19 protein-coding genes are annotated in these 21,307 nt (G+C 73.6%); 6 read left to right on the top strand and 13 right to left on the bottom strand.

The window, feature by feature from the left end; translation table 11 throughout:
* Positions 1–17: 17 nt before the first annotated feature.
* From F9B16_RS01985 to F9B16_RS02020, 8 genes are all read right to left on the bottom strand, one after another.
* A complete protein-coding gene (locus F9B16_RS01985; protein ID WP_225991257.1) occupies positions 18–788 on the bottom strand; it encodes a LuxR C-terminal-related transcriptional regulator in 771 nt (256 codons plus the stop codon).
* Between the two features lie 358 nt (positions 789–1,146).
* Positions 1,147–1,908 carry an SRPBCC family protein gene (locus F9B16_RS01990; protein WP_151538065.1) on the bottom strand — a complete coding sequence of 254 codons (762 nt, stop codon included), beginning with the start codon at positions 1,906–1,908 and terminating at the stop codon, positions 1,147–1,149.
* A complete protein-coding gene (locus F9B16_RS01995; protein ID WP_151538066.1) occupies positions 1,905–2,939 on the bottom strand; it encodes an aldo/keto reductase family protein in 1,035 nt (344 codons plus the stop codon). Before F9B16_RS01995 ends, F9B16_RS01990 begins: the two co-directional genes overlap by 4 nt.
* 14 nt (positions 2,940–2,953) lie before the next feature.
* Positions 2,954–3,970, bottom strand: coding sequence for a class I SAM-dependent methyltransferase (locus F9B16_RS02000; RefSeq protein WP_151538067.1), 1,017 nt, complete (start codon positions 3,968–3,970; stop codon positions 2,954–2,956).
* Entirely contained in the window at positions 3,967–4,758 is a 792-nt protein-coding gene (locus F9B16_RS02005; protein WP_151538068.1) for a cyclase family protein, read from the bottom strand. The genes F9B16_RS02000 and F9B16_RS02005 overlap by 4 nt, the downstream gene beginning before the upstream one ends.
* A gap of 2 nt (positions 4,759–4,760) precedes the next feature.
* Positions 4,761–6,419: an FAD-dependent oxidoreductase gene (locus F9B16_RS02010; protein ID WP_151538069.1), complete on the bottom strand. Its 1,659-nt coding sequence runs from the start codon at positions 6,417–6,419 to the stop codon at positions 4,761–4,763.
* Complete coding sequence (locus F9B16_RS02015) at positions 6,412–7,407, bottom strand: aromatase/cyclase (protein WP_225991258.1); 996 nt, start codon at positions 7,405–7,407, stop codon at positions 6,412–6,414. Before F9B16_RS02015 ends, F9B16_RS02010 begins: the two co-directional genes overlap by 8 nt.
* 60 nt (positions 7,408–7,467) lie before the next feature.
* Positions 7,468–8,265 (bottom strand): SDR family NAD(P)-dependent oxidoreductase, encoded by a 798-nt coding sequence (locus F9B16_RS02020; protein WP_151538071.1) that lies wholly within the window; start codon positions 8,263–8,265, stop codon positions 7,468–7,470.
* Between the two features lie 196 nt (positions 8,266–8,461).
* Between F9B16_RS02020 and F9B16_RS02025 the strand changes: the two genes are divergently transcribed.
* The 3 genes from F9B16_RS02025 to F9B16_RS02035 are packed head-to-tail and all read left to right on the top strand — an operon-like array spanning position 8,462 to position 11,486.
* Positions 8,462–8,881, top strand: coding sequence for a nuclear transport factor 2 family protein (locus tag F9B16_RS02025; RefSeq protein ID WP_151538072.1), 420 nt, complete (start codon positions 8,462–8,464; stop codon positions 8,879–8,881).
* 2 nt (positions 8,882–8,883) lie between these two features.
* On the top strand, positions 8,884–10,518 hold the full coding sequence (locus F9B16_RS02030) for a class I adenylate-forming enzyme family protein (protein ID WP_151538073.1): 1,635 nt from the start codon (positions 8,884–8,886) through the stop codon (positions 10,516–10,518).
* On the top strand, positions 10,515–11,486 hold the full coding sequence (locus F9B16_RS02035) for an acyltransferase domain-containing protein (RefSeq protein WP_192808569.1): 972 nt from the start codon (positions 10,515–10,517) through the stop codon (positions 11,484–11,486). Before F9B16_RS02030 ends, F9B16_RS02035 begins: the two co-directional genes overlap by 4 nt.
* Before the next feature lie 103 nt (positions 11,487–11,589).
* Here the strand turns inward: F9B16_RS02035 and F9B16_RS02040 are convergent, their stop codons facing one another.
* From F9B16_RS02040 to F9B16_RS02060, 5 genes are read right to left on the bottom strand one after another with little or no spacing between them, the layout of a single operon-like run.
* Complete coding sequence (locus F9B16_RS02040; RefSeq protein WP_151538075.1) at positions 11,590–12,609, bottom strand: methyltransferase; 1,020 nt, start codon at positions 12,607–12,609, stop codon at positions 11,590–11,592.
* Between the two features lie 21 nt (positions 12,610–12,630).
* A complete protein-coding gene (gene asnB / locus F9B16_RS02045) occupies positions 12,631–14,481 on the bottom strand; it encodes an asparagine synthase (glutamine-hydrolyzing) (protein WP_151538076.1) in 1,851 nt (616 codons plus the stop codon).
* 37 nt (positions 14,482–14,518) lie between these two features.
* On the bottom strand, positions 14,519–14,770 hold the full coding sequence (locus F9B16_RS02050; protein ID WP_151538077.1) for an acyl carrier protein: 252 nt from the start codon (positions 14,768–14,770) through the stop codon (positions 14,519–14,521).
* Between the two features lie 31 nt (positions 14,771–14,801).
* A complete protein-coding gene (locus F9B16_RS02055; protein ID WP_151538078.1) occupies positions 14,802–16,052 on the bottom strand; it encodes a ketosynthase chain-length factor in 1,251 nt (416 codons plus the stop codon).
* The gene (locus tag F9B16_RS02060) at positions 16,049–17,344 is read right to left on the bottom strand and encodes a beta-ketoacyl-[acyl-carrier-protein] synthase family protein (protein ID WP_318839210.1); all 1,296 of its coding nucleotides are present in this window, start codon (positions 17,342–17,344) and stop codon (positions 16,049–16,051) included. The genes F9B16_RS02055 and F9B16_RS02060 overlap by 4 nt, the downstream gene beginning before the upstream one ends.
* A 223-nt stretch (positions 17,345–17,567) precedes the next feature.
* On the opposite strand from F9B16_RS02060, the gene accD reads away from it, so the two are divergent.
* The 3 genes from accD to F9B16_RS02075 are packed head-to-tail and all read left to right on the top strand — an operon-like array spanning position 17,568 to position 21,224.
* Positions 17,568–19,283 (top strand): acetyl-CoA carboxylase, carboxyltransferase subunit beta, encoded by a 1,716-nt coding sequence (gene accD, locus F9B16_RS02065; RefSeq protein WP_151538079.1) that lies wholly within the window; start codon positions 17,568–17,570, stop codon positions 19,281–19,283.
* Positions 19,280–19,876 carry an acetyl-CoA carboxylase biotin carboxyl carrier protein gene (locus F9B16_RS02070; RefSeq protein WP_225991259.1) on the top strand — a complete coding sequence of 199 codons (597 nt, stop codon included), beginning with the start codon at positions 19,280–19,282 and terminating at the stop codon, positions 19,874–19,876. The genes accD and F9B16_RS02070 overlap by 4 nt, the downstream gene beginning before the upstream one ends.
* A gap of 1 nt (position 19,877) precedes the next feature.
* Positions 19,878–21,224 (top strand): acetyl-CoA carboxylase biotin carboxylase subunit, encoded by a 1,347-nt coding sequence (locus tag F9B16_RS02075; RefSeq protein ID WP_151538080.1) that lies wholly within the window; start codon positions 19,878–19,880, stop codon positions 21,222–21,224.
* Positions 21,225–21,307 lie beyond the last annotated feature (83 nt).

A 21,307-nucleotide genomic window follows, 5' to 3' on the forward strand; every position in this document is an offset into this window, starting at 1 on the left:
GCGTGCAGGGCTCCGGGTCAGCCCGCCCGAGGCGGTCTCAGGACGGACGTGGACCGTGCCACGCCGACCCCGCCCGCCGCGCCGAGCCGGCGCTCGGCGGGCTCGCCCCGGGTGCCGGAGATGAGCCCCGCGGCCGTCGCCTTGTTGACCGCGTCGATCCGCGACTGGGCCCCGAGCTTGCTGAAGATGTTGCGCAGATGGCGCTTGACGGTGCCCTCGACGATGGAGAGCCGCGAGGCTATCTGGGCGTTACTGAGGCCCTGCGCCACGAACTCCAGCACCTCGCGTTCGCGCGGCGACAGGGGCCCGTCCTCGGGCTCCCCGGCGCTCAGCAGGCAGTCGGCCGAGACCGACAGCACCATCTTGCTTTCGTTGCCGTAGACGCCGCGGATCGCGCTCGCAAGCTCATGGCGATTGGTGTCCTTGGGCAGATATCCATTGATGTCCAAGGACAATGCGTGTTGCACGAAACGTGGATTGTCATTCATCGAGAGCAGGATGATCCTGCTTCTGGGCGACGCCTGCCTCAGCCGGCGCACCCGGTCGGCGACCTCGTCGACGGGCAGCTCCGCGTCGACGAGGATCACCTCCGGGTGTACCGAGAGCACGATGGCCAGGGCCGTGGCCAGGTCCCCGGCCTCACCGACCACGGCGAAATCGCCTTCCATGAGAAGCACCTGGGCGAGTGCCTCGCGGAAAAGCGTCCGAGCGTCGACCAGGAGTATCGCGATACGATTTTCAAGAGCCCACAAGGCGATTACCCCCCGCCGATTCAGCCCCGAGATCACAAGATAAAGTTGATCATAGCGCAAGCCCACTCGGCGAGATGGCCGGTAGCGGACAGAACAAATGACAGGAATGACGTCCTGCACATCGTGCGCTGCAGAGTGTGATGAGAACGTCCTGCTGCGACCCGCCCGAGTAAGCAACGCGAGAGCGACGGAAACTCGGCCACGATTCGAATAGGGCGGCAACAAGTTGAATCTTCACGTTTTTGCGCCGGCCCCGCGTCCGGCGCTTTCCATGTGTCAGGAATTGCGTCAGATATAAAACGCCTGGCCGCCGCGAACCCGCCGCGGCCCGGCCGGCGGGGCGAGTCGGGAACGTTCCGACTCGCCGCCCGCCGGCGCGCCCCGTGGACGGCCTTCAACGCCCGGGCAATGACGCCAGTTCCCGGTCGAGTTCGTCCGCCAGCCGGGCCCGCGCCGCCTCGAGATCGGCACCGTCCGCGAGGACGACCGCACGGGACGCGATCACCCTGCCGTCCGTCAGGCGGTAGGTGCCCGTCAGCGAGTGCGCGTCCTCCGGGGTCTTGCGCGACTTGTAGGCGAGCGTGTGCTCGGGAAGGCAGGCCCGCGCCCAGGTCCGCTCGTCGCTCGTCGCGCCGTCCAGCAGAGCGGCGTACACCGCCGGCCGGGGGGCGTCGGTCCGTACCTCGACCGTGCGGTCGACCGTCCGCGCGCGCAGCCCCTCGATCCCCGCCGCCAGCTTCGCCAGGTGCCGCAACTGCATCGGCACCTTCTCGTCCAGGTCCGCGCCGATCCGCCCGGCGACCGCGGCGGCGTCGGCGGGCGCCTCCAGCGTGTGGCGCACGCGGACGAACGTGCCCGCCCCCTTCTCCTCGAACGTCCACTCACCGCGCAGGCGCTTGAGCGGCGGCCGGGGCGGCGCGTGCTCGAAGACGATGCGGCGCGCCGCCTCGTCCGCCTCCCGGTGGAACCGCCAGCTGCGGACCGAGCCGCCGTCCAGCACCCAGCGCTCCACCAGGTCCCGGCCGCCCTCGACGGCGAGGATCTCCGCGTGCAGGTGCGGCGGGAAGTAGCGGGGCGCGGCCACGACATCGGCGACCAGCTCGTACACCGCGTCCGGGGCGGCCGCGACGGTGGTCTCGTGGGACAGCTCGATCATGACGCCTCCTCCTCGGAACGGGTGAGCCGGGAGGCGGGGCCCAGCGGGTCCTCGGTCAGCCTCGGGTCGCGCCGGACCGCGGGTTCGACCGCTGCCTCGATCCGCTCGACCAGGTCGTCGCCCAGGACCTCGTCCACGGCGGCGAGGGTCTCGGTCAGCTGCTCGGGGCGGGAGGCCCCGACGACGGCCGAGGCGACCGACGGGTTGCGCAGCACCCACGCCAGCGCGAGCCGGGGCAGCGTGAGCCCGGCCTCGGCCGCGATCGGCGCGAGCCGGCGCACCGCCGTCAGCACGATGTCGTTCAGGTAGTCCCACCGCCCGATCGACATGGCGCCGCCCTTGCTCGCGGCGCGGGTCCCGTCCGGTGCGGCGCCCCCGGGCGCGTACTTGCCGGTGAGCACCCCTCCGGCCAGCGGAGCCCAGGCCACCTGGGAGACGCCGAGCTCGTCGCAGGCGGGGATCACCTCCTCTTCGATGACGCGCCACAGCAGCGAGTACTGCGGCTGGTTCGACACGAGCGGGACCCCGAGCTCGGCGGCGAGCGCGGCGGCCTCGCGGATCGGCCCGGCGGGCCACTCCGACACCCCGACGTAGAGAACCTTGCCCGCCCGCACCAGGTCGGCGAACGCCTGCATCGTCTCCCTGAGCGGCGTCTGCGCGTCGTAGCGGTGCGCCTGGTAGAGGTCGACGTAGTCGGTCCCGAGACGGCGCAGGGACGCGTTGATCGACTCCATGACGTGCTTGCGCGACAGCCGGCCCTCGTTCGGCCCGGGCCGCTTGGACCGGCCGACCTTGGTGGCGATCACCAGGTCCTCGCGGCGCAGGCCCGCGATCAGCCGGCCGAGGACCTCCTCGGCCCGGCCCGCCGCGTACACGTCCGCGGTGTCCAGGAAGTTCACGCCCGCGTCCAGGGCCGTCTTCAGGCAGAGGGCCGCGGTCTCGTCATCCACCTGGTCGCCGTGCGTGAGGGAGTTGCCGTAGGCGATCCTGCTCACGACGAGCCCACTGCTCCCGAGCGGGGCGAACTGCATGGTGATCGTCCTCCTCAGCGTTTCTCGGCCACGACGAGATGGAGCGGGGCCTCGCCCACCGGCCGCACCTCGACGCCGGCGAACCCCGCTTCGCCGAACATCCGCCGGTAGGCCGCCACGGAGTGGGCCTCGCCTCCCGGCGTCCAGGCGAGCAGCATCAGCGACAGCATGTGCGCCGCGTGCTCGGCGGCGGGCGGCCGTTCCCCGGTGGTGAAGCCCACGGTGACGACGCGGCCGCCGGGCGCGGTCGCCTCGGCGAGCCTGCGGAGCAGGCGCACGCAGCGCTCCGGCGGGAACAGCGGCAGCAGGTTCGCCGCGACGACGACGTCATACGGTCCGCCGAGCGGCACGTCGAAGGCGTCGCCCGGCAGGTAGGTCACCCGGTCGGCCAGGCCCATGCTCGCGGCACGTTCGCGGGCCAGTTCCAGGACGGACTCGCCGTCCTGAGCCCAGACCCGCGCCCCCGGGATCCGCTCGGCGAGCCGGAGCCCGAACAGGGCGTGTCCGCACCCGACGTCCAGCACGCGCGGGCTTTCGCCGGGCCCGGCGTCCAGCACGGCCTCGACGAACGCCTTGGCCGCGGCCTCGGCGACGAAGGTGGTCTGGCCCGCGAAGTCCCGCCAGTAGGCGAAGGCGGGCGAGTCCGCCCCGTGCTCCAGCAGCGTGCCGCCGCCGCGCACGGCCCCGGCGAGGTCGGCGAGCGCCGCCCACTCCGCGTCCCCGGCGAGCAGCCGCACGGAGTCCGCGGCGTAGTCCGGGCTGGCGCTCACCAGCAGCCGGTCGCCGCCCTCGGGGAGGCTGAACGCCGTGCCGTCCGAGCCGAGCAGGCCCACGGCGGCCAGCGCGCCGAGCAGCACGCGGACGCCGCGCGGATCGGCGCCGACCGCGGCCGCCACGGCCGCCGCGTCCCGCGGCCCGCCGGCGAGCGCGTCGAACACCTTGAGCTCGACCGCCGCGCGCAGCAGCGCGGTCCGCTTGAACGCCTGGGCGGTCTCCACCAGGTCCTTGCGGGTGAACGCGGCGCCCGTCATGACGCGCCGCCCTCGGTGCCGTCCTCGATCAGCGCCGCCGCGCGGGTCCAGCCGGCGCCCGCGCCCCTGATCTTCACCGGCAGGCAGGAGACGGTGAAGCCGGTCGGCGGCAGCGCGTCCAGGTTGCTGAGCCGCTCGATCTGGCAGTACTCGCGGGAGCGCCCGGCGAAGTGGGCGGGCCAGAGCACCGCCGTGTCGCCGGTCCGCCGGTAGGCCTCGATCATGTACCCGAACGGTGCGTCCAGGCTGAACGCGTCGGTCCCGATGACGCGGACGCCGAGGTCGAGCAGCAGCTCGGTCGCGGGCCCGTCCAGTCCGGGGAAGTCGGTGAAGTACTTCGGCGACCCGGCCAGCCGGTCCGCGCCGGTGTTCAGCAGCACGATGTCCATCGGCTCCGGCGTGCGGCCGATCCGGTCGAACTCGCGGCGGAGCCGGTCCGCGCCGATCTGGCCGACCGGCGCGCCGGTGAGGTCGAGCACCATCCCGGGCCGCAGGAACCAGTCCAGCGGCATCTCGTCGATGTGCCGCGCCGTCCCGCCGCCCGCGGGCGTCCCGTAGTGCGACGGCGCGTCCACGTGCGTGCCCGTGTGCGTGGTGAGCGTGATGGTGTCGAGGGTGAGCAGCTCGCCGCCGGGGAGCACCGACGGGTCGAAGTCGACGCCCCAGTTCTCCCGCATCCGGGTCGCCATGTGCTCGGCGCCCTCGACGGCCGACATGACCTCGTGCACGACCTCGTTCGGCTCCCAGCCGGAGGCGTCCACCGAGGACGACAGATCGATGACGCGCATGCCTACTCTCCGCTCTGCGATCGCGTGTCGGCGGGCTCGAGGCTCGGGATCAGGTGCGCGCCCGCGAGGACCGACAGCAGCTGCTCCGCGCTCACGATCCGGCCCTTGGCCGCCAGGTAGCCGTCCGGCCTGACCAGCGCGTAGTCGCCGGGCCGCAGTCCCAGCCCGGCGGCGAGCCGCCCGCCGGGGTCGGCCATCGGGCCCGGCCCCGTCCGGTCGCCGGCCTCGCGGACGACGGTGCGGACGGACACGGCCGCGCCGTGCCGCTCCTCCACCCGGCCGAGCATCGCGCCGAGGTCCGCCGGGGACCCGTCGCCCGCGAAGCCCAGCAGGCTCCACCTGCGGTCGGTCAGCTCGGTGCACATCGCGCGCCAGCCGGCGGACGCCCGCTCGCTCGCGCCGTCGCAGGCCACCCGGTGGCCCGGCTTGATCCCGGCCTTCTCGTAGCCGGGGTCGCACGTGGTGAGCGGGCTGTCGGCGTAGTTCAGCGGCAGCCCGCAGAACCCGCGGATGACCTTGCCCTCCACCTTGCGCTTCACCGGCTTCAGCGCGTTCAGCAGACCGAGCCCGACCGGCAGCACCACCGGCAGCGCGGCGTTGCGGAGCTTGACCAGTGCCGTGGCCTTCTCGGTCGAGCCGAGCAGCACCTCGCCGATCGGGACGCGCTCGGCTCCGTAGGTGTCCAGCAGCGCGTCGCCCGCGTGCCCGCGCACCACGTCGGCGAGCTTCCACGCCAGGTTGTAGCCGTCCTGGATGCCGGTGTTCATGCCCTGGCCGGACGCCGGGCTGTGCACGTGGGCGGCGTCGCCCGCGACGAAGCAGCGGCCGACCCGCATCCGCTGGATCATCCGCTGCTGCACGGTGAACACCGAGATCCAGGTCGGATCGGCGACCTTCACCCGGCGGCGCAGCGCGCGGGAGATCTTGTTCTCGAGCCGGGTCCGGATGACCTCCGGGTCGTCCGCCCCCTCGATGTCGAGGGTGTCCACGACCCGCCACTTGCCCGGGTCGGGGAACGGCACCAGCAGCAGCGAGCCGCCGCCGGTGTGCAGCAGGTGGTTGCTGTCGCGCGGCAGGTCGGAGCCGGTGATGACGACGTCCGCGTTCAGCCACGTCTCGGTGGTGTCGCCGAGCAGCCTCAGGTCGAGCGCCTTGCGCACGGTGCTCTTGCCGCCGTCGGTGCCGACCAGCCAGGGCACCGCGACCTTCTCCGTCCCGCCGTCCGCGTGCCGGAGCTCGGCGAGGACGCCGTCCTCATCGGCGTCGAAGCGGTCCAGCGCGACGCCCCACTCGACCTCGACGCCCTGCTCGGACAGCGCCTCCCGGAGCATGCCCTCGGTGCGGACCTGGTCCACCATGAGGCTGAACGGGAAGCGCGTCGGCATCTTGGTGTAGTTGGTGTCGAACGCCAGCAGGCAGCGGCCCCGCTGGTGGATCGAGAAGTGCTCGACCTTCTGGCCGAGCGGCAGCAGCCGGTCCACCAGGCCCATCTGGAACAGGATCTCCAGGGTGCGGGCGTGCGTGGCCAGCGCGCGGCTGCTGGTCGCGGGCCCCTCGGCCTTGTCGACCACGCGGATCGCGATGCCGCGCCGCGCCAGCTCGTACGCGACCGTGAGGCCGACCGGGCCGGCGCCGACGACCAGGACCTCGGGCTCAGCCATTGCGGGCCTCACCTGTGCGGGCCTCACTGGTGCGGGCCTCACCGGTGCGGGCCTCGACGAACTCCTTGGCCAGGTTCAGCGTGGCCACGCTGTTGCCCCCCGCGGCCTTGCGGATGAACTCCTTGGCGGTCTCGACCGTCGCGCCCTCGCCGAGCACGGTGGTGATCGCGTCCTCCTTGACGGTCACGGTGTGCCGCGACGTGGCGCGCACCCGCCCCTCGCCCTCGGCGGTGAAGGTCCACTCGCCCAGGTGGGCGGTCATGAGCGACGGCGGCACCAGCTGCTTGTAGACGATGCGCCCGGTCGGGAAGCAGACCCGCACCGACTCGGTGGTGTGCGTGGACCCGTCCTTGGTCCGGGTCTCCATCGCCATTTCCTGGACGCCGGGCTCCCCCTCGGCGAACTTCATGCTCGCCACGTGCGGCAGCCGCTCCGGCCAGAGATCGGCGCGGTAGAGGAAGTCGTAGACCTCCTCGGGCGTCCCGTCCACCACCACGGAGTCCTCGAAGGAGAAGGTCAGGTCGGCCAGCCGGTCCCAGCCCTCGGCGAGCGCCTTGATGTTGCCGAGCTCGGTGGTGGAGTTGCGGTCGGTCGCCTTGGTGATCCACTCGACGCCCTGGGGGTCGTCGTCCACGGCCTCGAAGTCGTGTTCCAGCACCAGCCGGGTCACCCCGTTCGGCTCCTGCGACACGATCCAGGTGCCGCCCATCGCCGCGACCGGCGGCGAGGAGACCTCCTGCCTGAACTCCACGCGGCGCGCGGCGGGGTCGAGCTCCCGCCGGGAGGTCCAGTGCTTCACCTCGCCGTTCCCGGTGGCCCAGATCTCCAGCCGCTCGGCGCCGGCGCCGAGGCCGGTGCGCTCGACGTGAACGGTCGGGACGAAGCGCTGCGGCCAGCCGGCGGCGTCGGCGACGATCCGGTACACCAGCTCCGCGGGGGCCTTGATGTCGACCTCGTGCGAGGTCGTGTGGCGTCCTTTCGGGGGCACTGCAAACCGTCCTTCGGTAGATGAGGTCGGGGATGCCGGCAGAGCCGCCATCGGCTGCCGTCAGAAGATGCCGAGGCCGCCGCAGACGTTGAGCGCCTGCGCGGTGATCGACGCGGCGGTGTCGGTCGCCAGGTAGCCGACCAGGCCCGCCACCTCCTCGGGAGTGGAGTAGCGGCCCAGCGGGATCTTGGCCTCGAACTGCTCCAGGACCGCCTCCGGGGTGCTGTTCCAGGTCGACGCGTACGCCTCGCGGATGCGCACCGCCATCGGGGTCTCGACGTAGCCCGGGCAGACCGTGTTGACGGTCACGCCGCTCGGGGCCAGCTCTTTGGCCAGCGCCTTGCTGAAGGCGATCACGCCGCCCTTGGAGGCCGAGTAGGGCGCGCCGAGCGGGACGCCCTGCTTGCCGCCCGTGGAGGCGATGCTGATGATCCGGCCCGCGCCGCCGGCGTCCATCAGCCCGCCGTTGGACAGGACCTCCCGGGTGACGCGGAAGACGCTGGTGAGGTTGGTGTCGATCACGTCGTCCCACAGCTCGTCGGTGATCTTCGCCGTGGGGCCGCCGCCGCTGCGGCCGGCGTTGTTGACCAGCACCCGGATCGGCCCGAACCGGTCGACCGCCGCGCCGACCAGCCGCCGCACCGAGCGGGCGGAGCGGACGTCGGCGTCCAGCCCGTCCACCGCCAGCTCCCGGTCGCGCAGCTCCTTGACGGTCGAGATCACGTCCTCGGCGGTGCGCGCGCAGATGAAGACCTGCATGCCGCGCTCGGCCAGCCGCTCGGTCACGGCCCGGCCGATCCCGCTCGTCGCGCCGGTGACCAGCGCGACCCCGGTGATCGTGCCCTCGCCTGTGGTCATCGCCAGCTCCTCCGGTGGTTCGACAGTGGCGCCCGCCCTCCACGGCGGGCCCTTCGCGATGCCGACAGCCTGGGCGCGGGCCCTCGATTCTCGTCGGAGAGCGGCTGGAGCTGGGGGTCTCGACGCGGCCTCCAACCGGGTTCGAGGAGCGGGAACGACCCTCGCCTGCGTACACACCCATCGGAGAGGGAGAGCCATGTCGCCATCGCTGTACCAGGAGGTCCAGCATTTCTACGGCCGCCAGATGCGCCACCTCGACCAGGGCGAGCATCGCGCGTGGGCCGAGACCTTCACCGAGGACGGGGTCTTCACCGCCAACGCGCATCCGGAGCCGCAGCGGGGCCGGGAGGAGATCGAGGCGGCCTCGCGCAAGGCCGGCGCCCGGCTGGCCGAGGAGGGCGTGCGGACCCGGCACTGGCTCGGGATGCTGGAGGTGAACGAGCGGCCGGACGGGTCCGTCGAGGCCCGCACCTACGCGCTGGTCCTGCGCACGCCCAAGGGCGGGCCGACGGCCGTCCACCTCAGCACGACCTGCGACGACGTGCTCGTCCGCGTCGGCGGGCGGCTCCAGGTGAAGCACCGGTCGGTGAGCCGCGACGACCTCCAGGGGTCCTGACCATGGCCGCACCCGATCTCGGCGTCCGGGCGAGCAGCCTGGTGTCCGGGCCTCCGCTGGAGGTGCTCGGCGACCTGCTCGGCGGCCCCCGCATCGACGACCTGCTGCGGCGCGCAGCGGAGCGCCGTCCCGGCCGCATCGCGCTGTGCTCCCCCGGGTTCACCGGTGCGCTGTCCGGCGATCTGACCTACGCGGAGTTGGAGGCGGCGGCCGAACGCTGCGCCCGCGCGCTGAAGACCCTGCTCGGCGAGCGGCCCGCCCGGGTCGCGCTCGCCCTCGCCCTGGAGCCGGCGTTCCCGGTGGCCTTCTTCGGGATCCTGCGGTCCGGGAACGTTCCGGCGCTGGTCAACCCGCTGCTGCGCGAGGACGGTCTGGCGCACGTGCTCGGCCTGGCGGACGCGCGCGCGGCGATCGTCTCGCCCGTGATGTACCGGTATCTGGAGAAGATCCGAGACCGGCTGCCCGACCTCGAGACCGTGGTCCTCACCCACGCCGCCGACGATCTGCCCGGCGTCCCCGTGCTGGACGACCTGATCGACCAGGCCCCGGAGTTGCCGCTCCCCCGCCCCGAGACCACCGACGTGGACGAGGTCGCGTGCCTCCAGTTCACCAGCGGCACCACGGGACCGGCGAAGGCGGTGCTGCTCACGCATCGCAACATCACCGTGAACGCGGCCCAGAGCGCGCACGCGCACCGGGTGGACGAGTCGGCGGTGCTGTTCAACTACCTGCCGTCGTTCCATCTGATGCACCTGACGATGGCCGTCACCGCGGCGACCACGCTCGTGCTCTGCGCCGAACCCGACCCGGCGGACGCCGTCGGGGTCGCCGCCGAGCACGAGGCGACGCACTTCTACAGCCTTCCGATGCGGCTGATCAAGCTGGGCGCGCACCCGCGCCTGGCCGAGCTGGGCGTCCCCACGCTGCGCACGGTCCTGTGCGGTGGGTCGGCGCTGCCGCCGCCGACGACGCGGGCGCTCGCCGAGCGGTTCGGCGTCCCGGTGGTGCAGGGCTATGGCCTGCAGGAGACCTCGCCGTCCACCCACTTCGAGAACCTGGACGACCCGAAGATCCGCTCCTCGGGCCCGCCGGTGGCCGGCACCGACTGCCGCGTCGTTCACCTGGACACGCGGCAGGTCCAGCCTGTCGGCGCCGAGGGCGAGATCCAGGTGCGCGGCCCCCAGCTGATGAAGGGCTACCACGACCGGCCGGCGGCCGAGGTCACCGATGCCGAGGGCTGGTTCTCCACCGGCGACATCGGCCGGATCGACGCCGACGGCCACCTGTTCGTCCTCGACCGGGTGAAGGACGTCTTCAAGTGCGACAACTGGCTGGTGTCGCCGACCGAGATCGAACGGGTCCTGCTCGGCCATGACGGGGTCGCCGAATGCCTGGTGTTCGACCATCCGGACGAGGTGAGCGGCGCCGTCGCCCACGCGATCGTCGTGCCCGCGCGCGACGGCGTGGACGTCGCCGAGCTGGCCGGGTTCGTGGCCGAACGATGCCCGTACTACGAGCACCTGAAGTACGTCGACCTGGTCGAGGCGATCCCGCGGTCGGCCACCGGCAAGCCGCTCCGCCGCCAGATGCGCGAGCGGTACGCCGGCGGCGCGGCCCTGACGGACGGCGGGCGATGAGCGAGATCGTGTTCCTGTTCCCCGGGCAGGGCGCGCAGCACCCGGGCATGGCGCGCGAGCTGTTCGGCCGCGAGCCCGTGTTCACCGAGATCCTGGAAGAGTTCTTCGAGCTGCTCGACGGCGAGGGGAAGCGGCTGCGCGACGACTGGCTCACCGACGATCCGGCGGTGCCGCTCGACGAGGGGCGCCGTGCCCAGCCGCTGCTGTTCATCCTCGGATACGCCCTGGCGCGGACGCTCGAAACGCGCGGCGTCCGCCCCGGCGTCCTGCTGGGGCACAGCATCGGGGAGCTCGCCGCGGCCGCGTTCGCCGGGGTCTTCGACCTGCCCGCGGCCGCGCGCCTGATGGAGGCCCGGTCGCTGGCCCTGGACGGCTCCCCCTCGGGCGGCATGCTCGCGGTCGGAGCCACGCCCGAGGAGCTGACCCGCTTCGTCGATCCGCCCGGCCGTCCCGGCGGCGTGGTGGTCGGTGCGGTCAACGCGCCGCGCCAGACCGTGCTGGCGGGTCCGGAGCCGCGCCTCGGCGAGGTGGAGCGAGCGCTGGAGGACGCGGGCACCCCGGGCCGGCGGGTTCCGGCGCTCCAGGCCTTCCACTCGCCGGCGATGGCCGAGGCAGCCGAGGTCTTCACCGCCGCGTTCGCGAAGGAGGAGCTCCGGCGGCCCTCCCTGCGGATCCAGTCCACCAGGACCGCGCGGGCCGTCCGGCCGGACGAGGCGACCGACCCCGGCTTCTGGGCCGGGCAGGTCGCCGGCGCGGTGCTCTTCTGGCCCGCGCTGGAGGCCCTGCTCGCCGAGGGCGACTTCACCCTCGTGGAGGTCGGCCCCGGGAGGCGCCTGTCCACTCCGGCGCGCAGGCATCCGGCCGTGCGCTCGGGCCGCAGCACCGTGATCCCGATGCTGCCGTCCACGGCCGAGGGCACGTGGGAGTTCTGGACCGCCGCGCTGGACGCCCTCGACGCCCTGCCCTGACGGCCGGCGGCCCGTCCTTCGCCCCACTCCCAACGACGCGAAGAAGCCCGGACCTCCTGCCGCGATGAGCGGTCAGGAGGTCCGGGCTCCCTCCTCGCCTGGATCAGTCCTTGGTCGCGTAGAGGACGGTGTCGTTGCCCTTGGGGAGGCGCTCGGCGTACTGGACGCGGAAGCCCGCCTCCTCGGCCCAGCCGCGGCACTCCTCGGCCGTGTACTCCGAGCCGCCCAGCATCAGGCCGACGTTCAGGCTGCCGATGAGGCTCGCCAGGTCGGGGTCGTCCCCGTCGAGCATCTGGTCGTAGACCACGATGGCCCCGCCCGGGGCGAGCGACTCGAAGGCCCGCCCGAGGAGCATGCGGCGCCGTTCGACCGACCAGTCGTGCAGCACGTGCCCGAACACCAGCACGTCGGCCGCCGGGAGCGGGTCGGTGAAGAAGTCGCCCGGATGGAAGTCGACCTTGCCGGTCAGTCCCAGCTCGTCCATCAGCTCGTGGAAGAACGGCTCGGCCTTCGGCAGCTCGAACACGCCGCCGGACAGGTGCGGGTGCGCCTTGACCAGGGTGCCCGCCACGTTGCCGCGGGCACCGCCCACGTCGATGAACGAGCCGTAGGCGGCCCAGTCGACGGCGTCGGCGAGCTGCGGGGCGACGAGCGCGTTGTTGGCGTCCATGTGCTTGAGGAAGCCGCGCGCGCGCTCGGGGTCGTCGTAAAGGGTGTCGAACGAGCCCGCCCCGCCCCCGGACTTGGGCAGCCCGTCCACCAGGGCCTCGGTCAGCCTGCCCCACAGGTGATAGTGCTTCTCGGCCGTCGTCCGGACCCGTGCGCCCATGTAGATGTCTCCGCCGGGCACCAGGAAACGGCTGGCGGAAGCCGAGTTGCCGTAGCGTCCCCCGCCCGCCCGCTCCAGCAGCCCGAGCGCGACCAGGGCGTTCAGGAAGTCACCGGTGAGGGCGGGGTTCAGGTCCAGCCTTTCGCAGATCACCGCGAGGGTCGCCGGTTCCCGCTCCAGGAGCTCGAACAGGCCGACCTGGACGGCGGAATGCAGGATCCTCGACTGCGCGTAGGCCGTGTTCAGCCGCGCGACCGCCTGCCGGTCGAGCGGTGCGCCGTCGGTCGGTGCCATGGGTGTCCCTTTCGGTGGTGGTCACAGGTCGAGCGTGATGCCGTACGAGGTCAGCCAGCGGTTGAACCAGAGCGCCAGCTCGAGCCCGCCGCGGTCGTAGGGCCGGCTGACCTCGCCGAGCGGCCGGTCCGCCAGCCGCCGCACCTTCTCGCCGTCCAGCAGCGGCAGCACCGGCGCGTTCGGGTCGGCGGCGAGGTCGGCGAGCTCCACGCGCAGCGCCCGCTCGTACGCCGGGTCCTGCGTGGCCGGGTAGGGGGTCTTGACCCGTTCGAGGACGCCGCGCGGCAGCAGGTCGGCGACCGCCGCGCGCAGCAGGCTCTTCTCTCGGCCGTCGAACGACTTCAGCTGCCACGGCGCGTTGAACACGTACTCCACGAGCCGGTGGTCGCAGAACGGGACCCTGACCTCCAGACCGACCGCCATGCTCATCCGGTCCTTGCGGTCCAGCAGCGTCTGCACGAAGCGGGTGAGGTTGAGGTAGGTCATCTCCCGCATGCGGCGTTCGGCGGCGTCCTCGCCGGGCAGGACGGGAACCTCGGCGATGGCGTCGGCGTACCGCTCCTGCCGGTGGCCGGGGATGTCGAGCTTCTCCTTCAGCCCGGCGTCGAAAAGGCCGAGCCCGCCGAAGTAGCGGGCCGAGCCGGACGTCAGCCACGGGAAGGTCCCCGCCCGAATCGCGCCCGGGTTGCGGAACCAGCGGTACCCGCCGAACAGCTCGTCCGCCGCCTCCCCCGACAGCGCGACCGTAGAGCGCTGCCGGACGGCACGGAACAGCAGGTACAGGGACGGCCACATGTCGCCCCAGAACGCGGGCGGCTGATCGACCGCCCGCAGGACGGCGTCCCGCACGCCGGGGGCGGCGAGGTCGCCGCTGTCCAGCAGCACCTCGGTGTGGTCGGTGCCGGCGTGCGCGACCAGCTCCCGGACGAACGGCGCGTCGGCGGCGCCGCGCACCGCGTCGGGCTGGAAGTCCCGCTGGGCGGCGTCGAAGTCGACCGAGAACGAGTGCACCGGGCCGTCCCCCTGCGCGGCGAGCGTCCGCGCCGCGAGCGCGGTCACCGCGGACGAGTCGAGCCCGCCCGACAGCAGCGTGCACAGCGGCACGTCGGAGATCAGCTGGCGGGCGACGATGTCCTCCAGCAGGCCGCGGACCGTGGCGATCGTGGTCTCGCGGTCGTCGGTGTGCTCGCGGGCCTCCAGCGTCCAGTAGCGGTGCTTGGCCAGGCCGCCGCGGTTCAGCCGGACCAGCTGCCCGGGCCGCACCTCGCGCATGCCGGAGAAGACCGCCGCCTCCGGGGTCTTGACCATGTCGAGGATCTCGCGCAGGCCGTCGGCGTCGACCCGCCGCGGCGCCATCGGGTTGGCCAGGATCGCCTTCGGCTCGGAGCCGAACAGGATCCCGTCCGGCGTGACCAGGTAGTAGAGGGGCTTGACGCCCATCCGGTCCCGCACGAGCAGCAGTTCCTCCGAGCGCGGATCCCACACCCCGATGGCGAACATGCCGTTCAGGCGGTCCGCGAACGCCGCGCCCCACTCCAGGTAGGCGCGCAGCACCACCTCGGTGTCGCTGGCCGTCCTGAACACGTGGCCGCGGCCGCCGAGCTCGGTCCGCAGCTCGCGGAAGTTGTAGACCTCGCCGCAGAACGTGATCACCGCCTGCGTGCGGCCGTCCGCCTCCGCCGCCATCGGCTGGCGCCCGCCCTCGAGGTCGATGACCGCGAGCCTGCGGTGGCCCAGCACGGCGTGCGGAGACGTCCACAGCCCCTCCGCGTCCGGCCCGCGGCACGCCATCGTGTCCGTCATCGCCCGCGCCGTCGCGCGCTCGCTGGTGAGGTCGCGCGCGTAGTCGACCCATCCGACGATTCCGCACATTGCCGCAGCCCTCCTGAAGTGTGCCCGTCGATGCCGGTCAGAGATGCTTCGCGATCTCGGCGAGCAGCTCGCCCGGCGTCCTGACCTCGGCGACGATCTCGTCGGAGAGCCGGATCCCGTAGTCGCGCTCGATCCGGTTCACGGTGTTGAACAGGGCCAGCGAGTCGTACCCGAGGTCCTCGAACGCGATCGCGGCGATGTCGCCGTCCAGGTCGATGGAGTCGTCCTCCCCGGCGCACTCGCGCAGCAGGCGGGTGAGGTCGTCCATGGTGAACGTGGTGGTGGGCATGGTGTCTCCTCCTTGTGGGTCGCGGGTCCGATCAGCGGCGCACGACGAGCGCCGAGTTGAAGCCGCCGTAGCCGCGCGCGACGACCAGGGCGGTGCCGAGAGCGGCCTCCCGGGGTTCTCCGGTCACCAGGTCGATCGCGTCGGCGTAGGCGCAGTCCACCGCCGCCGCGGTCGGCGGGATCACCCCGTCCCGGAGGGCGAGCAGCGCGCTCGCCACGTCGAGCGGGGCGCCGCCGCCGAGCAGCCGGCCGGTCAGCGACTTCGGCGCGGTGACCGGGACGCCGCGCGGCCCGAAGACCGCGGCGAGCACGGCGGCCTCGATCCGGTCGAGGTCGGGGACGCCGACGGCGTCGGCGAAGACCACGTCCACGTCGGCCGCGGTGACGCGCGCGTCGGCGAAGGCCAGGTCGATGGCGCGGCGCAGGCCGGGCTCGCGGCCGGAACCGGGGCGGGGGTCGAAGGTCGCGGCGTACCCCGCGATCTCGCCGAGGACGCGCGCGCCGCGCTCCCGCGCGGCCGCCCGCGCCTCCAGCACGAGGAGGGCGCCGCCCTCGCCCGGCACGTGCCCCGACGCGGCGGCGTCGAAGGGCAGGTAGGCGCGGTCCGGGTCGGTGACGGTGCTGAGCCGGCCCGACTTGGTCATGCACACCAGCGACCACGGGCACAGCGATCCGTCGACGCCGCCCGCCAGCATCAGCGCGGTGCCGCCGCGCACGTTCCGGGCCGCCTTGGAGATCGCGTCCAGCCCGCCCGCCTGCTCGGCGACCAGCGCCGACCCCGGCCCGCGCAGGTCGTGCCGGATCGACACCTGGCCGGTGTTGACCGGGTAGAACCAGGCGAAGGACTGGTAGGCGCTGACGTGGTTGCCGCCCTTGCTCCAGAGCGCCTCGAGCTCGCGCTGGCCGAACTCGAAGCCGCCGCCGGACGCCGCCGTCACCACGCCCGCGGCGTGGGCGGGCATCTCCTCCGGGTCGGCCCCGGCGTCCGCCAGCGCCTCCTCGGCCGCGATCAGCGCGAGCCGCGTCATGTGGTCGGTCTGCGGCAGCAGCCGGCCGGGCAGGTGCTCCTTCGGCTCGATGTCGAGCTGGCCGGCGATGCGCACCGAGTAGCCCGCCGGGTCGAACCGGGTGATCGGCGCGATGCCGCTCCGGCCGGCCAGCGCCGCCCGCCAGTACTCCTCGGCGCCGAGGCCGTTCGGCGCCGCGACGCCGAGCCCGGTGACGACGACCGGCCCGGAGCCCGGTCCGGCGCCGGCGCGTCCGGTGAGGGTGCTCGTGCTCATGCGGCCCTCCTCCCGGGCGCGGTCAGCACGATGGCGCTCTGGAAGCCGCCGAAGCCGCTCGCCACGCTCAGCACCGCGCCGAGCTCGCGCTCCCGCGCGACCAGCGGCACGAAGTCCAGGTCGCACTCGGGGTCGGGCTCGTTGAGGTTGGCGGTCGGCGGGATCACCGCGTGCTCGATCGCGAGCGCGCAGGCCGCCACCTCCAGGGAGCAGATGGCGCCGAGCGAGTGCCCGATCATCGACTTGATGGAGCTGACCGGCACGTCGTAGGCGTGCGGCCCGAGGCTGAGCTTGAACGCGGCCGTCTCGTGCCGGTCGTTCTGCTTGGTCGCCGACCCGTGCGCGTTGACGTAGTCGATGTCGTCCGGGTTCAGCCGGGCCTGCCCGAGGGCCGCGCCGATGGCGTCGGCCATCTCCCTGCCGTCCGAGCGCAGCCCGGTCATGCTGTAGGCGTTGCAGCGCGAGGCGTGCCCGGTGATCTCGGCGTAGACGTGCGCCCCGCGGCGCCTGGCGTGCTCGTACTCCTCCAGCACGAAGACGGCCGCGCCCTCGCCCAGCACGAACCCGTTGCGGGTCCGGTCGAACGGCCGGGACGCGCTCTCCGGCTCGTCGTTGCGCGGCGAGGTCGCCTTGATCGCGTCGAAGCAGGCGACGGTGATCGGCGAGATCGCGGCGTCGGACGCCCCCGCCACCATCACGTCCGCCATGCCGTCGCGCACCAGGTCCACCGCGTGCCCGACCACGTCGATGCCCGAGGTGCAGCCGGTGGAGACGACGCCCACCGGGCCCTCGGCCTCGGCCATCCAGGCGATCTCGGTCGCCATCGAGGACGGCAGGAAGTAGTCGTACAGGTAGGGGACCCCGTGCTCCTCGTCCACCAGCCACGTTGCGCCCTGGTCGCTGACCACGGCGTACTCACGGTCCAGGCTCTGGGTCATCCCGCAGGCCGTGCCGATCATCACGCCCGTCCGGTGCGGGTCCATCTCGCCGACCGCGCCGCTGTCGGCGAGCGCCTCCCGCGCCGCCACGACGGCGAACTGGGTCGTCCGGTCCCACCGGCGGATCTCCCGCCGGCTGAGGCCGGCCGCGATCGGATCGAAGTCGCATTCCGCCGCGATCCGGGACCGGAACGGCGTCGCGTCGAACAGTGAGATCGTCCTGGTGGCGGTGGTCCCGGAGGTGAGCAGCTCCCAATACTGCTTGGTGCCGATGCCTCCCGGGGCGACCACCCCGACGCCTGTCACCACGACCCGCCGCGGCCCGCGGGGTCGCTGCTCGCTGATTCCTGGCACAACGTCTCCCTCTGCGACCGGCGCGCCCACCCCACCGGCGGGCGGCCGGCCGGCGCCGTCACGGCCCGAAGCATCACCGGGCCGCCTAGAGCGGGCCTAGAAGCACGCTGGACGAGCACCATCGAACGGGCTCTCGATCGGCGTTGGATCCGCCCTCGAGCGGCCGCCCGGACGCTGAGTGACCGGCTCGGCACGGACGACCCTGCGGAGGACGGAGACGACCATGACCGACACCCTGACGGGCGGTCCCCCGGCCGCGGGGACGGGCTCCCCCGCGGCCGGCTGGCGCTGCTGCCCGGGCTGCCGGAGCGTGACGTACGGGCGGACGCTCGAACGCAACCTGCGGGTCTGCCCGGAGTGCGGGCGGCACCAGCCGCTCACGGCCCCGGAACGGCTCGCCATGCTGCTGGACGACGGGTCGGCCGTCGCGTTCGAGCCCGAGCTCGCCGACGCCGATCCGCTCGGCTTCACCGACACGCTCCCCTACGGCGAGCGGCGGGCGGCGGCGCGGGCCAGGACCGGGCTGGCGGAGGCCGTGCTGTGCGCCACCGGCACCCTCGGCGGGCGGCCGGTGGTCGCGGCGGTGATGGACTTCCGGTTCATGGGCGGCAGCCTCGGCGGCGGCGTCGGCGAGCTGATCACGCAGGCCGGCGAGCTGGCCCTGCGCGAGCGCTGCCCGCTGCTGATCGTGAGCGCCTCGGGCGGCGCGCGCATGCAGGAGGGCGCGCTGTCGCTGATGCAGATGGCCAAGACGAGCCAGATGCTGGGGCGGCTGGACGAGGCGGGCCTGCTCACCGTCTCGCTGGTCACCGACCCGACGTTCGGCGGCGTGGCCGCCTCGTTCGCGACCCTGGCCGACGTGGTCGTCGCCGAGCCCGGCGCCCGGCTCGGCTTCGCCGGGCCGCGGGTGATCGAGCAGACCATCCGGCGGCCGCTGCCCGCCGGCTTCCAGACCGCCGAGTTCCTGCTGGAGCGCGGGCTCATCGACCTGATCTGCCCGCGCGGCGAGCTGCGCGCGACGCTCGCGCGGCTGGTGGAGATGGGGCGTCCGGCCCCCGGGCCGGTCCCCCGGCCCGGACGCGCCGGGGCTCCCGGGCTGGTGACCGACCCCGGCGAGCTGCCCGAACGCGACCCCTGGGAGACCGTCCGCCGGGCCCGCGACCTCGACCGGCCGAGCACGCTCGACTACGCCCGGCTGGCCTTCGACGACTTCCTCGAACTGCACGGCGACCGCCTCGCCAAGGACTGCCCCGCGATCGTCGGCGGCCCCGCGCTGCTGGGCGGCACGCCGGTGATGCTGGTGGGCACGCAGAAGGGCCACACGGTCGGCGAGCTCACCGCGCGCGGGTTCGGCATGGCCTCGCCCGCCGGATACCGCAAGGCCGCCCGGCTGATGCGGCTGGCGGGCAAGCTCGGCCTCCCGGTGGTGACCCTGATCGACACGCCGGGCGCGCATCCGGGCCTGGAGGCCGAGGAGAACGGCCAGGCGTTCGCGATCGCCGAGAACCTGCGGCTCATGGCCGGGCTTCCGGTGCCGTCGGTCGCGGTCGTGACCGGCGAGGGCGGCAGCGGCGGCGCGCTCGCGCTCGCCGTCGCGGACCGGGTGCTGATGCACGCCGACGCCGTGTACTCGGTGATCAGCCCGGAGGGATGCGCGGCGATCCTCTGGAACGACGCGGCCGCGGCGCCGCGCGCGGCCGCCGCGCTGGGCGTCGACTCGGCGCGGCTGCTGCGGCTGGGCGTGGTCGACGCGGTGATCCCGGAACCGGGCCCCGGCGCGCCGGACGACGCCCTCGCCACCGCCGGACGGCTGCGGGACGCGCTGCTGGCGGTCCTCGCCGACCTGACCCGGGAACCCGCCGCCGAGCGCGGCGCACGCAGGTACGACCGATTTCGCGCGTTCGGCGCGAACCCGACGGAAGGAGGACCCGCGCGATGATGGTGGATGGCGGCGGCGACAACGGCCGGCTACTGACCACGGAACTGGCCGACGCATGGCTGCCGGTGTTCGACCGGGGCGGCGAGACGAGCCCCAGACAGCTCCTGCGGGAGGCCGCCGCCGTGGTCGCCGAGCTGCTCGCGCTGCACGACGAGCGGCCGGCGACGTTCAACGTGCGGATCGGTGACGTCTCGATCGAACTGGGCTGGGCTCCGCCGCAACGGCCCGCCCCGCCCGCCGTCCCGGCCGCGGTCCCGGCCGCGCTCCCGGCCGGGGTGCCCGTGGCGACTCCCGCTTCCGCGCCGGGGGCGGAGGCCCCCGCCGAGCCGGAGCCCGCCGAGGAGGGCGACCCCGTGACGGCGCCGACCGTGGGCGTGTTCTACCGGGCCCCCTCCCCCGGCGCCGAGCCGTTCGTGCGCGAGGGCGAGACGGTCGCGGCGGGACAGCAGCTCGGGATCGTCGAGGCCATGAAGCTGATGATCCCGGTGGAGGCGGACCGCGCCGGGACGGTCGCCCGGGTGCTCCGCGCGGACGGCGACGCCGTCGAGTACGCCGAGCCGCTGTTCCTGCTGGCCCCCGTCGAGGTGGGCTGAGATGTTCTCCTCCGTCCTGATCGCCAACCGCGGCGAGATCGCCGTCCGGGTCGCCCGGGCCTGCCGCGAGCTCGGCGTGCGCACAGTGGCCGTGGCCTCGACCGAGGACCGCGGCTCGGCCGTCACCCGGCTGGCCGACACCACGGTCCAGATCGGCCCGGCGCCCGCCCGGCGCAGCTACCTGAACGCCGCCGCGGTGATCCAGTCGGCGCTGCAGACCGGCGCCGAGGCGGTGCATCCCGGCTACGGGTTCCTGTCCGAGGACGCCGACTTCGCCGAGGCGTGCGCGGAGAGCGGGCTGGTCTTCATCGGGCCGCCCGCGGACGTGATGCGGCGGCTCGGCGACAAGTCGACCGCGCGCGCCGCCATGGCCGAGGCGGGCCTGCCGCTGCTGCCCGGCGCGGTCGAGCCGGTGCGCGACCTGGCCGAGGCCCGGCGGCTCGCGGACGAGATCGGCCTCCCCTTGATCATCAAGGCGGTCGCGGGCGGCGGCGGCCGCGGCATGCGCATCGTCGCGTCGATGGACGACCTCGACGCCGCGTACCGGGAGACCACCGCGAACGCGCTGACCCTGTTCGGGGACGGCCGCGTCTACATGGAGCGCTACCTGGCCGGCGCGCGGCACGTGGAGATCCAGGTGCTGTGCGACGGGCACGGCAACGGCGTGCACCTGGGCGAGCGCGACTGCTCGGTGCAGCGCCGCCACCAGAAGCTGATCGAGGAGACCCCGGCCCCGGGGCTGCCGCGAGAGCTCACCGAGCGGATGGCGGCCGCGGCGATCGACGCGGCGCTGGCGGCCGGCTACGTCGGCGCGGGCACCTTCGAGTTCCTGGTCGCGCCGGACGGCGGCTTCTACTTCATGGAGGTCAACTGCCGCATCCAGGTCGAGCACCCGGTCACCGAGGCGGTCACCGGGATCGACCTGGTCCAGGAGCAGCTGAGGATCGCCGCCGGGGAGCGGCTCGCGTTCACCCAGGCGGGCGTCCGGCCGCGCGGCGCGGCCATCGAGTGCCGGATCAACGCCGAGGACCCGGCGCGCGCGTTCGCGCCGACGCCGGGCTCCCTGGAGGAGTTCTCGCCGCCCTCGGGGCCGTTCGTGCGCGTGGACACGCACGCCCATCCGGGCTACCGCATCCCGGCGGCCTACGACTCGCTGCTCGCCAAGCTCATCGTGTGGGGCCCGGACCGCGACGCGGCCCTGGTCCGCATGCGGGCGGCGCTCGCCGAGTTCACCGTGACGGGCCGCGGCGTCCGCACCACCATCGGCTTCCTCGACTCGGTGCTGGCCGACCGGCGGTTCCAGGAGGCCGCGCACGACACGGGCTTCCTCGCCTCGTTCACCGGCTGAGGAACGCACGCAGAAGAGTGAGGCGGGCCGCCTTGGGCGGCCCGCCTCACTCTGCGGGGCTCTGCGGAACTCGTGCGGGGCTC

Source organism: Actinomadura montaniterrae (genome assembly GCF_008923365.1).
In the GTDB taxonomy this organism is placed as follows: Bacteria; Actinomycetota; Actinomycetes; order Streptosporangiales; family Streptosporangiaceae; genus Spirillospora; species Spirillospora montaniterrae.

Excerpts from the sequence above, each read along its gene's own strand:
- F9B16_RS02010 (WP_151538069.1), bottom strand. The coding sequence starts at position 6,419 with ATGGCTGAGCCCGAGGTCCTGGTCGTCGGCGCCGGCCCGGTCGGCCTC.
- F9B16_RS02035 (WP_192808569.1), top strand. The coding sequence starts at position 10,515 with ATGAGCGAGATCGTGTTCCTGTTCCCCGGGCAGGGCGCGCAGCACCCG.
- F9B16_RS02055 (WP_151538078.1), bottom strand. The coding sequence starts at position 16,052 with ATGAGCACGAGCACCCTCACCGGACGCGCCGGCGCCGGACCGGGCTCC.
- F9B16_RS02020 (WP_151538071.1), bottom strand. The coding sequence starts at position 8,265 with ATGACCACAGGCGAGGGCACGATCACCGGGGTCGCGCTGGTCACCGGC.
- F9B16_RS01990 (WP_151538065.1), bottom strand. The coding sequence starts at position 1,908 with ATGATCGAGCTGTCCCACGAGACCACCGTCGCGGCCGCCCCGGACGCG.
- F9B16_RS02000 (WP_151538067.1), bottom strand. The coding sequence starts at position 3,970 with ATGACGGGCGCCGCGTTCACCCGCAAGGACCTGGTGGAGACCGCCCAG.
- F9B16_RS02025 (WP_151538072.1), top strand. The coding sequence starts at position 8,462 with ATGTCGCCATCGCTGTACCAGGAGGTCCAGCATTTCTACGGCCGCCAG.
- F9B16_RS02075 (WP_151538080.1), top strand. The coding sequence starts at position 19,878 with ATGTTCTCCTCCGTCCTGATCGCCAACCGCGGCGAGATCGCCGTCCGG.
- F9B16_RS02050 (WP_151538077.1), bottom strand. The coding sequence starts at position 14,770 with ATGCCCACCACCACGTTCACCATGGACGACCTCACCCGCCTGCTGCGC.
- F9B16_RS02005 (WP_151538068.1), bottom strand. The coding sequence starts at position 4,758 with ATGCGCGTCATCGATCTGTCGTCCTCGGTGGACGCCTCCGGCTGGGAG.
- asnB (WP_151538076.1), bottom strand. The coding sequence starts at position 14,481 with ATGTGCGGAATCGTCGGATGGGTCGACTACGCGCGCGACCTCACCAGC.
- F9B16_RS02070 (WP_225991259.1), top strand. The coding sequence starts at position 19,280 with ATGATGGTGGATGGCGGCGGCGACAACGGCCGGCTACTGACCACGGAA.
- F9B16_RS02030 (WP_151538073.1), top strand. The coding sequence starts at position 8,884 with ATGGCCGCACCCGATCTCGGCGTCCGGGCGAGCAGCCTGGTGTCCGGG.
- F9B16_RS02040 (WP_151538075.1), bottom strand. The coding sequence starts at position 12,609 with ATGGCACCGACCGACGGCGCACCGCTCGACCGGCAGGCGGTCGCGCGG.
- accD (WP_151538079.1), top strand. The coding sequence starts at position 17,568 with ATGACCGACACCCTGACGGGCGGTCCCCCGGCCGCGGGGACGGGCTCC.
- F9B16_RS01995 (WP_151538066.1), bottom strand. The coding sequence starts at position 2,939 with ATGCAGTTCGCCCCGCTCGGGAGCAGTGGGCTCGTCGTGAGCAGGATC.